Raw genomic sequence first — 13,502 nt, forward strand, 5'->3', positions numbered from 1 at the left:
AACGCAAACAGATAAATTTGGGAGGGTTATTGATGTTCAGTGATATTGTAAAAGCAAATCGCAGTTACCGGCGGTTTTTTGAACAGGAAGCAGTTACGAGAGATACTTTGCTTACTCTTGTGGATTATGCCAGGCTGGTTCCCTCAGGTGCCAATAAACAGGCGCTTAGATATTATATCGCTTGTGAGCAACCACTTAACGGTCAAATCTTTGCTACTTTGGGCTGGGCAGGCTATTTAAAAGAATGGCAAGGACCTGTTGCCGGAGAACGGCCGGCAGCTTATATTGTCATTGTTCAGGAAAAAGGCTATAAGATGGGGACCAGTTTTGATGCAGGTATTGCTGCGCAGACCATCTTACTCGGGGCGACAGAAATCGGACTGGGAGGGTGTATGATTGGGAATATTCAGCATGCCAAATTGCAAGCCGTATTGAACCTAGCGGACTCCTTTGAGATATTGTTGGTGATTGCACTAGGCAAACCGAAAGAAAAGGTTACTATTGAGGAAATCGAGACAGATGGTGATATCAAATATTGGCGGGATGAAAACCAGGTTCATCATGTTCCTAAACGTCAATTGAAAGATATAGTAATAATCTAATAGGTAAGTCACTTTAATAGGAGGCGACATCTATGTACAATGACACCGTACTTGATCATTTCTCAGATCCGAGAAATATCGGTGAAATAGCCGATGCAGACGGGATTGGCACTATGGGAAACCCTTTAGACGGTGACCTGATAACTATCTACGTAAAAATCAAAGACAACGTTTTGACAGAAGTCAAAGTTAAAACTTTCGGTTGTGCGGCTGCGATAGCAGCAAGCAGTATGGTTACCGTTATGGCTAGTGGCGAGACGGTTAAAGCAGCGCTGCAGATAACAAACGAAGCAGTGGCCGAAGCCTTAGGTGGGCTGCCTCCGAAAAAAATAAAATGTTCAAATATCGCCGCCGATGCGCTTCATAATGCCATTGCAGATTATTACGCTAAAGTAGATACTCAGGGAGGCGATCACAGTGATTCTTGCCAGGGAACAGATAAATAGATATTTGCGACATATTATTATGCCGGAAATTAGCGGCCCAGGGCAGAAAAAACTTCTGGAAACAACTGTTTTTGTATGTGGGGAAAACATAAACGCTGCAGCTCCGGCAATATATTACCTGGCTGCATCTGGTATAGGCTGCATAAACTGTCATTTTGAAACCCCGGAAGGGTTTGACAGGCTTGCGGCAAGTATACGAGATTTAAATAGTGATGTGTCAATTGCGTTAGCTGGCAGCAAGGATAGTGAGATTCGGATTTTCTTAGGCCGACCGGAATTTATTATCAAGCAGAGCGATAATATAGCAGAAGGTTTTGTTCCGTCCATAATAGCCCTTCAGAATGGCTGGAAGGGGGGCATTGAGGTATTTAGAGATCTGGCGGCAGCAAGATCTTTTCTGGCAGTATTATCGGCTGGGCGGCAACCAGTTGATGTCTGCCCTAAAGATAATCTTATAAAAAATGGAGTATTTTCTAGCTGCTTTTCAGGTGCATTATGTGCTATGGAAGTCGTAAAACTAGTACTTGCTATCGGTGAAACGGCAGATGACTTGCTATACTTTAACCTGCTGTCCATGGATTTTATTAAGGCCAGCCAAGAAGATTCTGCCCGTAAAATAGTCGAATTGTGCACATTAAAACCCGAAGAGTGCCAGGAAACCAGACTGGAGCAAGGCAAGGTATTAATTGTAGGAACTGGAGGACTCGGCTCTCCGGCTGCCTACGCCCTTGCATCTGCAGGAATCGGAACAATTGGTTTGGTGGATTATGACACTGTTGAAATAAGCAACCTTAACCGCCAAATACTTCATACCGTTTCAAGAATTGGCATGCCTAAAGTAGAATCAGCTGCAATATTTCTAAAAAGCCTGAACCCAGAGCTTACTGTCAATGTCTACAATACCAGCCTGACTAAGGAAAATGTCTTTGATATCCTTGAAGGATATGATGTTGTCATCGTTGCGGTGGATAATTTTCCTGCACGTTTTCTGCTTAATGATGCCTGCTTCTTTGCAGGAAAACCGATGATTGATGCCGGTGTAATCAGATTTGACGGTACTTCCATGACCATCATTTCTAAGGAGATAGGCCCCTGCTATCGCTGCACACTGCCTGATATTCCCACATCAGGCAAGATTCCATCATGTGCTGAGACCGGCGTACTAGGGCCTTTGCCAGGAATTATGGGCTTCATTCAGTCAGCCGAAGCCGCAAAATTATTATCCAGCCAAGGGCAGCTTCTAAGTGACAGGGTTGTTTACTTTGACGGACTGTTTAGCAGCTTCCACACGCTAAGGTTAAATAAAGATGATAACTGCGCATTATGTGGCACAAATCCTACTATCCACGAACTTCAGAAATATGATTTTGTGTGCGCGGACGCTGGTGATCAAGAGACTCAATGACATTGGTATTCAAAGATAGTCATGATGAGGCAGTAGCATGAGTGAGCCCCCAGGAAGTTTAATCCAGGGGGCTCAGCATGGTCAATATGAATCAACACTCAACTGGTTATTGCGTTTTAGTTTATTGTCACAGTGCTCTTTTTTCTAATTCCTGCTCAACGCTAATCAACTGGATACAAAGCGTAAATAGTTCCATAGCTTGCTTTAACTCTGCTAGCGGCGGGAAGGTGGGAGCAAGGCGGATGTTGTTATCTTTGGGGTCTTTACCGTAAGGGAAGGTGGCTCCAGCCGGGGTAAGAACAACGCCGGCTGCCGCAGTCTTAGCCACTATTTTTTTCGCACATCCTGGCAGGGTGTTAACACTGATGAAATAGCCGCCTTGCGGCTTACTCCACGAGGCCAGATTTTGGCCACCCAATTCAGTTTCCATAATGGCTATTGCCAAATCAAATTTTGGTTTGATGATCGCTGCATGCTTGCGCATATGGGCTTCAATTCCTGCTAGATCATTAAAGAACCGGACATGCCGCAATTGATTCAATTTGTCAGGACCGATAGTTTGAATACTGAGATGCTTTTTAAACCAACTGATATTGGTTTCACTACTGGCCAGCACAGCAATACCGGAACCGGCAAAGCTGACCTTGGAAGTGGAGCCGAATACCAAAACCCTGTCAGGATTCCCGGCCTGCTTACACTCATCCAGAATGTTTAATAACCGGGGCGGGGTATCGGTCAGGTGATGCACGGTGTAAGCATTATCCCAGAAAATCCGGAAATCAGGGGCTTTGACAGGCATAGCTGCCAACCGCTTTACTACAGCATCAGAATAGGTGATGCCTGTGGGATTACTGTGTTTGGGCACACACCAAATACCTTTAATTGACGAATCAGCGGCTACCAATTGTTCCACCTGCGTCATATCTGGGCCATCATGCTGATAGTTAATAGGTATCATCTCAATACCAAGATGTTCACAAATGGCAAAATGCCGGTCATATCCGGGGCTGGGGCAGAGAAATTTTACTTGCGGCAGTTTTACCCAAGGGGTTTCACTGTCCGGCAAGCCGAGTAACATTGCCCGGGCAATTAAATCATACATCAGACTTAAACTGGAATTGCCCCCAATGATTATTTCATTAGGGCTTGCCTCTAAAACCTGAGAAAAAAGTTGCTTGGCCTCGGGGATTCCGTCTACTCCGCCATAATTTCGGCAGTCAGTTCCATCGGCGGCTTTGTAATCGGTTTGAGTGAGACAATCTAAAAGTCCGGAAGCAAGGTTTAGTTGATCCAGGCTTGGTATGCCACGCGACATATTTAGTTTTAGCTTCTGTGCCTGAAATTCTTCATAACGGTGGACTAATGCAGAATAGTGCTCTTGTAACATCTGATCATTCATTTTTTCTAGCTCAGTCATTTTGCATCGCTCCTTTGTACTCTCTATATTATACAGGATCTGTTAAATTATGGGCAATAAAATTATGAATTATTTCCCATTATCGCAATACCGTAGCCATATAACATATTTGCCATAATATAACTACTCCATCACTTAGCTTATTATTCTCTACTAATATCAATAGTTAAAAAATTTAAGTGTTCACATGTCTAACTTACAGAAAGTGTATATTTCCTGGAAATTTATAGAATATCTAGAAGGATATTGATATCTTTTGGCGAAACAATATATTAACTATTTAGGTAATTTTTGTATTATAAGAAAAAATATCATCGGATAAAGTGTGAGGTGCTACACAATTTTAAGGAGCCGGAAACGATGAAAAAAATCAATCTAACAACAAAACTGAACTTTAAAATAGTTTTTGTTGTTTTGTTGCTAATGATCACTGTTACTGCTTATAACCATTGGCTCTATGTACAAGAGGAGAACAATAAAAATGTCGCTTTGCTTATGTCTATTACCGAGTTTCTTGTTCAAAAAAAGCCTGCCGGTTCCTTTGTGGAGATTGCCGTCAGGCAGGGCAGTGCCAATCAGCCAGTTCAGGAACAGGTTTTGGCTATCAATAAAGAGCTTCAACCTATTTTGAATGATGTATTCGTACCAGGGAACATAATAAAATTTGGCTTTTACTCTCGACAGTATGAACGTATTGTTGGCATTGGGCCACACTTAGATACTTCGCTACTTATCGGCATTGACCCTGGTAAGATTAAAACAATCTATGCAACAAATTCCGATCAACTGATAAAAAATAATAACTCACTTGTCTGGCATGGTGCAAATACACTTGCCTACACCAAGCCAATTAGTGAAAATGGCGTTATCATTGGCCATGCGTTTGCTTCTATCAACCAGGATGCCGTTTACTCAGCAATTTGGAAAAGAACAATAAGTACCTTTTTAGGTGCCTTTCTCATGTTGTTAGTATGTGTCGCTATCTTTCGCGAGTTATTTGTTAAATTAAAAAAAGACCTTCAATTATTTGCTGAATCGATTCTTGATGGGCGCACTTACAATTATGAGAGTGAAATCGAGGAATTCACCCCTATTCTAAAATACATCAGTGAACAAACGGAAAAAATGACAAAACTGGACAGATTGAACATAATTGGTGAGATGGCTGCTGGTATCGCCCATGAAATACGAAATCCAATGACAACAGTGAGGGGATTTTTGCAGTTTTTAAATACTAAACAAGAATTCACAAAACAAAAAGAAAACTTCGACCTTATGATTGATGAGCTAGATCGTGCCAACAGTATTATTACAGAATTTTTATCACTTGCGAAAAATAGGACCATGGAATTTAGCGAAACTAATTTAAATACCGTCATACATGATATTTTTCCCTTACTGCAGGCAGACGCTTTACGTAATAATTGTGAGATAAAGGTTACTTTAGGCGATATTCCTAATGTATCTATAGACAAGAGCAGTATCCGTCAACTTATTTTAAATCTGGTACGAAACGGGCTGGATGCCATGCCTGGAAGCGGGATAATTAACATTCATACCGAAACAGTTGAATCCAAAGTGCTATTATCTATCAAAGATTGCGGAATAGGTATTCCACCGGAAATCCGGGACAAGCTTGGAACCCCTTTTTTTACCACCAAAGAACAAGGCACCGGCTTAGGTTTAGCCATTTGTTATCAGATTGTACAGCGTCATTCAGCAACACTGACTATTGACAGCGAGCAAGGAAAAGGGACTACCTTTACAATCGGGTTCGATGTAAAAGACGCAAATAGTTGAGGTGAGATATATGGCTGAAAGAATAATAACCATGTCCTTTTTACTTGGAAGTATTATCTATCTGTTTGGAGCACAACAACTTACATTTGGCACTGTAGCGTCACCTAAATCCGGGTTTCTTCCTCATCTGGCAGGAGTGGCTGGCATCGCATTGGCATTGGCGCTTCTTGTCATACAATTACGCACGAAAAAAACGATAGTGAAAGATACGGTCGACTGGACAAAGTTCCTTTTTGTCATTATTGGGCTGTTAGTTTATATTACCATTCTAAATACTATCGGTTATCTTGCTGCGGCATTCATATTCCTGCTCTATTTGTTTAAGGTAGCCGATACAGGGGGGTGGATAGCTCCGGTTGCAATGGCGGCCGGCAGTTCAGCAGTATTTTATCTTATATTTGGGCACTATTTGGCAGTTACGCTACCATAGGGCTACGGGGGTAAGAAAATTGGAAACATTGAGTCTGTTGCTGCAAGGATTTACTATTAGTATTATTCCGGCCAATTTATTAGCCTGTACCATTGGGGTTCTTATCGGCACGCTGGTAGGGGTACTGCCAGGAATTGGCACGGTTAGCACCATTGCCTTGTTACTACCTTTCAGCTATAGCATGGATAGTACCGCTGCCTTAATCATGTTTGCCGGAATCTATTATGGATCAAAGTTTGGCGGGTCGACAACCTCAATTCTGCTAAATGTTCCCGGGGAAGCCGCCTCGGTCGTTACTTGCCTGGATGGCTACCCTATGGCACAGTTGGGACGGGCAGGAGCAGCGCTGGCAGTATCAGCCATTGGTTCTTTTGTTGCCAGTACCATTGGCGTAATTGGGCTAACGCTTTTTGCTCCGCCCTTAGCGCAGGCGGCGCTGGCCTTTGGTCCACCAGAGTACTTTGCCCTGGCCCTGGTAGGACTAATCATTCTAACGAATCTGACTGGTACCTCTACCCTCAAGTCAGCGATGATGGTTGTCGTCGGCATTATGCTCGGCACCATTGGGCTGGATAGCTTATCTGGTATCAGCCGTTTTACTTTAGGATTTGATGAAATGGATAGAGGCTTTGAATTATCAATTTTGGCTATGGGCATGTTTGGCATTGGAGAAATTCTTACTGTAATGACAAAAACGACTACTCCCCCCAGCCTCCCCACCATACGTTTCCGGGATTTATATCCTACCAGAGAAGAGTGGCGGCGTTCAGTCCCGCCGATGTTTCGCGGGGGAATTGTCGGTTTCCTGGTCGGTTTACTGCCCGGTCCGGCGGCAACAATCGCTAGTTTTGTATCCTACTCACTGGAAAAACGCTGCAGCAAAAATCCAGCTGAATTTGGCCATGGTGCTATTGAGGGGGTAGCCGGCCCGGAGTCAGCCAACAATTCTGCCATTTCGGCCACCATGATTCCTTTATTGTCGCTGGGTCTGCCTTTCTGTGGCGCTACAGCTATCTTACTCAGTGGCTTTATGATTCATGGCATTACCCCTGGACCAGCACTAATAACACAGCAGCCTGACCTGTTTTGGGGTTTGATTACCAGTATGTATATTGGCAGTGTACTACTTCTGATTATAAATTTGCCGTTAATCGGTATTTTTGTCCAACTGCTCAAAACGCCACTTAATATTCTGATGCCGCTTATCGCCTTATTGACCCTAACCGGAGCGTATTCTATCAATAATAGTATGTCTGACTTGGTTTGGATTGTTATTTTTGGCGTAGTCGGTTTTTTTCTCCGCCGGACAGGATTTGAACCAGGACCGTTGCTAATTGGTGTAATCCTCGGGCCAGGTCTGGAACAAGGATTAGTACGCGGATTAATTATTTGCGATGGCAACATCTGGTCACTTTTTACCCGCCCTCTTGCTGGCAGCATTCTAGCAGTGGGAGTTTTAGTCATTCTCTATAACACTACGAACTGGTTTATTAAGGACAACAAGCGGCGAAAGGAGGAGCACTGCTAATAAATAAGTAGGGAGGTTAAACATCAGTGCGAAAAAAATCACTATCTTTAACGGCAATATGTATATTTCTCATCTCAATAATACTGGGAGGTTGTGCCACTATGTCCAGTACACCGGCAGCTACAACTACAAAATTCCCTGATAAACCGATTACCGTAATCGTACCTTTTAGTGTAGGTGGAGGCTTAGATCTAACAGCTAGATCATTGGAGAAATTGGCGCCTAAACACTTAGGTCAACCTTTGATTGTTATAAATAAGCCTGGCGGCGCAGGGGCAATCGGTTGGAATGAACTGGCTGGAGCCAGCCCGGATGGCTACACGATTGGCGTAACTGCTCCTGACATGTTGCTGCTATCGCTGTATGGCTCAGGCAAATATGATTATCCAACTGCATTAAGCCCTCTTGCACAGGTTGCATCAGTACCATTAGTACTGGCTGTTCAAGCTAGTCAACCATGGAAAACACTTAACGACTTAATTGAATATGCTAGAAAAAATCCAGGGAAGCTCAAGTTCGGGCATGGTGGCGTGGGATCATTTCCTCATTTAGTTGGTGTGATGGTTGGCCAAGCGGCCGGCATAACCATTGAACAGGTTCCATTTTCCGGAGCAGGTGAGGTTACTGCCGCTTTACTAGGCGGACATATTCAACTTAGCTTTGTTAACCCTATGGTAGTCAAAGAACATGTAAAGAATGGGACAGTTAGAGTCTTGGCAGCGACAAGCGAGCAACGGATAGTCGACCCAGTATTATCACAAGTACCTACTTTTAAAGAGCAAGGCCTTGATGTTGTTTTAACTAATTGGTATGGGGTTGCAGTTCCTAAAGAAACACCAATAGAAGTAAAAAACAAGTTAGCAAAAGGATTGAAAACCATTATTACAGACCCGGAATTCATAAAGAATATGAATAATGTTGGACTGCAAGTTGAATATTTGGACCCCCAAGAATCACAAGCCAAATGGTTGGCCAATAGTCAAAAACTTTCCCAAACACTCAACGAAAGCGGCATTTTAGAAAAAATCAAAGCCCAGCGGAAATAATAGCTGGCACCGCTTAAGTGGCCAAGGGTAACGTAAACAAAGGACTTGAGCCATAGTTACAATGGTTCAAGTCCCTGTTCAAGCATAAGCAATACCAATTTTACCGATGTCAGTCTGATCGAAGTATAAGGCTATTATAAATTACCTCGTTTTTCTCTAAATTTATTAGGTGTGTCCCCCATTTGTGCTTTAAAGCACTTATAAAAATTAGATAGGCTTATAAACCCTGCCGTATAAGAAACTTCAAGAATATTTAAATCTGTTTGCTCAAGTAACTTTGCTGCCGAGTCGACCCTTAGTTTTGTCAGATATTGCGCCGGGGTAAATCCCAGGTGCTGTTTAAATAATCGGGTTAAATGAGGTGCGCTCACGCCAAGTAGTTTTGAAACCTCACCTACCTCGATTGACAAGTTGTATTGTTGATCAAATATCGCTAACGCTTTTTGCACAAGCTCTACATCTGGTTCAAAAACAAGTATATCAGGGCGACATTTTTTACACGGACGATAGCCAGCTGCAATCGCCTGGTCTGAATTACTGAAGAAAACCACGTTTTCGCGCCTGGGGTTCTTTGCCCTGCAGGCTGGACGGCAAAAGATACCTGTTGTTTTTACCCCATAGAAAAATAGACCATCACAGCTCTTATCGCACTCGATTACAGCCTGCCATTTAATGCTATCGGGAATACCGCCTGTCTTTTCCATCAGCTTTCTCCCTATGAATGAACATCAATGAAACGTTGTAGCTCCTGGTGCCAGGCATCAGGCTCATATGTGCCACTGGTAGTATCCTCGCCCCATAACAAGTCAACTATATAATGTGGCTTCTTCCCCCCAATGTGCATTGCTTTAATACAGGAAACACAATAAACTACCACGTCTTCAACAGGCATTTCGTCTGCACGTTTTTTCATTTGCTCTTTGACCTGTGCCAAAGGTAAAGTACCGTAAAAACTATCGCCGCAGCAGGTCGCTTGGGTTTGTGTATTTTGGGGTTCAACGACCTTGATATTCATCTTTGTAAGAAGCTTTCTAATTGCCTTATGCACACGCTCCTCCGTGCGTGTGGGGCAAGCATCATGAACAGACATTGTCATGCCTTGATAGTCTGGGAACGGGAAAGTATTACTCTCTGCGACTATTTCCCAAAGCGATATAGTCGAGATACCCTCATAGAGTTCTCGATACCGCCTGTCGCAACCTGCGCAGGTATTGATTATTTTTGTGCCGGGTGGAAGCTTGGGATTGTGTCTGCAGCAAATCAGATGTTCAGATATATTGGTGCTCTGATTTAAAAAAATCAACATTTTTTTTGCAAGCTCCGGTTTGTATAGTATTAGGGCACAACCTGGAGCATAGACATGGTTCATGTAATCCCTCCTGCGAATTGCTCATATACGCTATTCTACATGAAATCAGGCGATAAATCTTCCTGTATTTTAACGACCAATTAAAGTGATTTTTCGAGACTGATTAGTAAACCAAAGGTCAGAATATGAAAGGTTCGGTCAGGGTGTCTTTACCGCAAGGCTGCTTTACAAATCTGCGAAATTCTGTTATGGTAAGTATATGCTGATCAGAAAACTGAAGGCCAAGGTTCATCATGTGAACTTTGGCCTTTTTTACATTTAAAGTATAACTACAATAGGGGGAATTGCCAATGGAACAAGTATGGGCAAAAGAACTAGACAAGTTGAACAAGGTTGAGTTAATCAAACTTGAGAAAGACGGCCTTGATATAGTCAATGATATTGAGCGCTTCGCCAGATTAGGGTTTGACTCTGTTACCGAAAAGGATTTTGATTTGCTTAAGTGGCTGGGGCTATACATATCCCGGCCTAAAGAAGCTGGATTTTTCTTGCTGCGGGTAAAAGTTCCAGGCGGAGTGCTTAATTCGGCACAGGCCAGGGGATTAGCTGGCATCGCCCGTGACTATGGGCGTAATCTGCTTGATGTTTCTACCAGGCATGCGATTCAGTTTCACTGGATTCGCGTAGAGTATTTGCCTGATATCTTTGCCAGACTTGAGAAAGTGGGGCTTAGCTGTCTTGAATCAGCCGGGGACTGCCCGCGTACCATTGTTGGTAATCCAGTATCAGGCTATGACCTGGATGAAGTTATAGATGCTGGTCCGGTTTTAAAGGAAGTATCTGACGTCTTCCATAATAATAGAGAATTTTCCAATCTACCCCGTAAATTTAAGATATCGATTTCAGGCAGTATCCATAATCCGGTACATGCTGAAATCAATGATTTATCTTTTACACCGGCAGAGAAAGAAATAGACGGTGTTATAGTAAAAGGCTTTAACGTATTGGTTGGCGGTGGTTTGTCAGTTAAACCTTATATGGCCCAGCCGATTGACGTATTTGTTCTTCCAGAACAAGTACTTACCGTAGCAAAAGCAACAGCCACTATCTTCCGCGATTATGGCTACAGGGAAAAGCGCAATCATGCCCGTCTCAAATTCTTGCTGCAAGACTGGGGTATCGAAAAGTTTCAACAAGAACTGGCTAAACTGACAGGGCCACTGGCTGCCCGTGGCAGTGACTTAACAACAGGCTGGAATGCCGGCTGTCAGCACGGTATTCATAAACAAAAGCAGCCAGGCTTGAATTATGTTGGACTAGCTATACCGGTGGGGCGTTTTACTGCTGAAGAGCTGGAAGAACTGGCAGCCATTGCCGATAATTATGGTGACGGCTCTATTCGTACCACCAATTCACAGAACCTGGTGCTGCCTAACGTACCTGATAGCAAGGTCGATGGTTTATTGTCAGAAAAGGTGTTAGTCCGTCTTTCGCCATTCCCTCAACCGTTCACGGCCTATGCTGTTTGCTGCACAGGTACGCAGTTCTGTCCGTTGGGCGTTGCTGAGACTAAACAGCGTGCAAGAGACATACTGGAATACCTTGATAATAACGTTGAAATCGATACACCTGTTGTGCTTCACATCAGTGGCTGCATAAATTCCTGTGCTCAGCAGCAAATTGCTGATATTGGTCTGCAGGGGGTTATGGCAAGAGTCGAGGAACAAGTTGTTGAAGCCTTCGAAGTTTCCATTGGTGGCAGGCTTGGACTGCAGGCAGCTTTTGGCGTTAAACTCAAAGGCGCTGTGCCTGCTGATAAAGCCGCAAAAGCAATTGAACATTTAGTTGCTTTTTTCAAAGGCAATAAAATGGCTGGTGAATCATTCGGTGATTATGTCCAGCGTGCCGGTATTAACGCATTCCAGGAACAGCTGGATGGCTTTAACCAAATTTAATCGCGGCTAATTGTTGCCTGTATACTAGGTCACCTTCCCTGTCCTGGGGAGGTGACCTTTAGTGTTTTGGAGACATACAAAACTTCCATTTTGTTCTCTGATAAAAAACAAATGCAATCCCGATAAAGATAACTAACAATGGGTTGACAATAAACATGTAAAGGTGTATAGTCTATTTTGAGTACAAAATACATAAAATCCTCGACACAGAAACATTCTGTACGAAAAGCCTCATTTTAATGATTGAGGTAGGAACAATTAGTACGAGGAGAACAGAAGGGGTAGGGAAAATGCGTAAAAAATTATTAGCAGCAGCTATGAGTACGTTGCTTATGGCTGGCGCACTGGCTGGTTGTGGTGGCGGTGCCAAAGAGGACGCCAATGTGATCAAAATCGGCGGAAACTTCGAGCTAACAGGCGGTGTGGCCAACTATGGCAAACAAGCGGTAAATGGTATTCAACTGGCCATTAAACAAGCCAATGATGCTGGCGGTGTAATGGGTAAGCAGATAAAGCTAGTTCTGGCTGATAATAAATCAGAGGCTGCTGAAGCAACGAATGCAATTACTAAGTTAATTACTCAGGACAAGGTTGTGGCCGTTTTCGGGCCGGCGACCAGTTCTAATACACTGGCAACAGTCCAAGTATCACAAGACAATAAAGTTCCGGTCATTACACCAACAGGCACTAATGAAAAGATTACAGTAGATAATGGTAAAACTCGTCCTTATGCTTTCCGGTCATGTTTTATTGATCCGCTGCAAGGCACAATTATGGCTAACTTTGCTAGCAATACGCTGAAGGCCAAAACCGCTGTTATCTATATTGACAGCAGTTCTGATTACTCCAAAGGTCTTTCACAATCCTTCGAAGCGCTGTTTACCCAAAATGGCGGCAAGGTGTTAGGGAAAGAAGCCTTCTTACAAAAAGACCAGGATTTTAAGTCTACGTTGACTAAGATTAAGGCTCTTAACCCTGATGTAATCTATCTACCCGCTTACTATGAAGAGGTAGGCAAGATTCTCAAGCAGGCTCGCGAAATGGGAATAACTGCCCCATTCCTTGGCGGCGACGGCTGGGATGATCCTAAGGTTGTCGAAATCGCTGGTGTTGCTCCGCTGAATAATACCTTCTTCAGCAACCACTATTCCTCTCAGGACACTGATCCTGTTGTTGTTAAGTTCATCGAAGCCTACAAGAAAGAGTACAATCAAGAGCCTAGCGCTCTGGCCGCTCTTGGCTATGATGCCGGCTTACTGTTGATTGACGCGCTTAAACGGGCCAATAGTACAGACCCTGCCAAAATTCGTGAAGCGTTAGAGCAAACCAAAAATCTTCAATTAAGTACAGGTACTGTGACTATTGATGCCAATCATAATCCGATCAAGAGTGCAGTTGTCATCGAGATGAAAGATGGCAAACAAATGTTTAAAGAAAAAGTAACGCCTAAACTATAAAGATGGATTAGAAATGGTTGACAGTTAAATAGGTGTGTGCTACCATATATTCAAGATATAAATATTTTTGCTGACCGGAAAACCGGAGGCAATCGACGGCTGAGTTA

Annotated in this window: 12 protein-coding genes; 9 read left to right on the forward strand and 3 right to left on the reverse strand. The window is 43.3% G+C overall.

Going from position 1 to position 13,502, the window contains the following annotated elements:
• The first annotated feature begins 32 nt into the window (after positions 1-32).
• The 3 genes from B9A22_RS00550 to B9A22_RS24875 are packed head-to-tail and all read left to right on the forward strand — an operon-like array spanning position 33 to position 2,453.
• The gene (locus B9A22_RS00550) at positions 33-602 is read left to right on the forward strand and encodes a nitroreductase family protein (RefSeq protein ID WP_084573644.1); all 570 of its coding nucleotides are present in this window, start codon (positions 33-35) and stop codon (positions 600-602) included.
• Positions 603-634: 32 nt separating this feature from the next.
• Positions 635-1,048, forward strand: a complete 414-nt coding sequence (locus B9A22_RS00555) for an iron-sulfur cluster assembly scaffold protein (protein ID WP_084573645.1) — start codon at positions 635-637, stop codon at positions 1,046-1,048.
• Complete coding sequence (locus tag B9A22_RS24875) at positions 1,020-2,453, forward strand: ThiF family adenylyltransferase (RefSeq protein ID WP_139796111.1); 1,434 nt, start codon at positions 1,020-1,022, stop codon at positions 2,451-2,453. The genes B9A22_RS00555 and B9A22_RS24875 overlap by 29 nt, the downstream gene beginning before the upstream one ends.
• Positions 2,454-2,580: 127 nt before the next feature.
• Here B9A22_RS24875 and B9A22_RS00565 read toward each other — a convergent pair whose 3' ends face one another.
• A complete protein-coding gene (locus tag B9A22_RS00565; protein ID WP_084573646.1) occupies positions 2,581-3,870 on the reverse strand; it encodes an aspartate aminotransferase type Ic in 1,290 nt (429 codons plus the stop codon).
• Between the two features lie 360 nt (positions 3,871-4,230).
• Between B9A22_RS00565 and B9A22_RS00570 the strand changes: the two genes are divergently transcribed.
• From B9A22_RS00570 to B9A22_RS00585, 4 genes are all read left to right on the forward strand, one after another.
• Positions 4,231-5,670, forward strand: coding sequence for an ATP-binding protein (locus B9A22_RS00570; protein WP_084573647.1), 1,440 nt, complete (start codon positions 4,231-4,233; stop codon positions 5,668-5,670).
• Positions 5,671-5,680: 10 nt separating this feature from the next.
• Positions 5,681-6,100 carry a tripartite tricarboxylate transporter TctB family protein gene (locus tag B9A22_RS00575; protein ID WP_084573648.1) on the forward strand — a complete coding sequence of 140 codons (420 nt, stop codon included), beginning with the start codon at positions 5,681-5,683 and terminating at the stop codon, positions 6,098-6,100.
• A gap of 19 nt (positions 6,101-6,119) precedes the next feature.
• Positions 6,120-7,628, forward strand: coding sequence for a tripartite tricarboxylate transporter permease (locus B9A22_RS00580; RefSeq protein WP_084573649.1), 1,509 nt, complete (start codon positions 6,120-6,122; stop codon positions 7,626-7,628).
• A 101-nt stretch (positions 7,629-7,729) separates the two neighbouring features.
• On the forward strand, positions 7,730-8,674 hold the full coding sequence (locus B9A22_RS00585) for a Bug family tripartite tricarboxylate transporter substrate binding protein (protein WP_084573650.1): 945 nt from the start codon (positions 7,730-7,732) through the stop codon (positions 8,672-8,674).
• 134 nt (positions 8,675-8,808) lie between these two features.
• On the opposite strand, the gene B9A22_RS00590 is transcribed toward B9A22_RS00585, so the two are convergent.
• Positions 8,809-9,378 carry a bifunctional transcriptional activator/DNA repair enzyme AdaA gene (locus B9A22_RS00590; protein WP_084573651.1) on the reverse strand — a complete coding sequence of 190 codons (570 nt, stop codon included), beginning with the start codon at positions 9,376-9,378 and terminating at the stop codon, positions 8,809-8,811.
• Positions 9,379-9,389: 11 nt separating this feature from the next.
• On the reverse strand, positions 9,390-10,043 hold the full coding sequence (locus B9A22_RS00595; protein ID WP_084573652.1) for a heterodisulfide reductase-related iron-sulfur binding cluster: 654 nt from the start codon (positions 10,041-10,043) through the stop codon (positions 9,390-9,392).
• A 290-nt stretch (positions 10,044-10,333) separates the two neighbouring features.
• On the opposite strand from B9A22_RS00595, the gene B9A22_RS00600 reads away from it, so the two are divergent.
• Positions 10,334-11,938 carry a nitrite/sulfite reductase gene (locus tag B9A22_RS00600; RefSeq protein WP_084573653.1) on the forward strand — a complete coding sequence of 535 codons (1,605 nt, stop codon included), beginning with the start codon at positions 10,334-10,336 and terminating at the stop codon, positions 11,936-11,938.
• Positions 11,939-12,228: 290 nt separating this feature from the next.
• Positions 12,229-13,395, forward strand: coding sequence for an ABC transporter substrate-binding protein (locus B9A22_RS00605; RefSeq protein ID WP_084573654.1), 1,167 nt, complete (start codon positions 12,229-12,231; stop codon positions 13,393-13,395).
• Positions 13,396-13,502: the final 107 nt, after the last annotated feature.

The organism is Sporomusa malonica (assembly GCF_900176355.1).
Lineage (GTDB): Bacteria > Bacillota > Negativicutes > Sporomusales > Sporomusaceae > Sporomusa > Sporomusa malonica.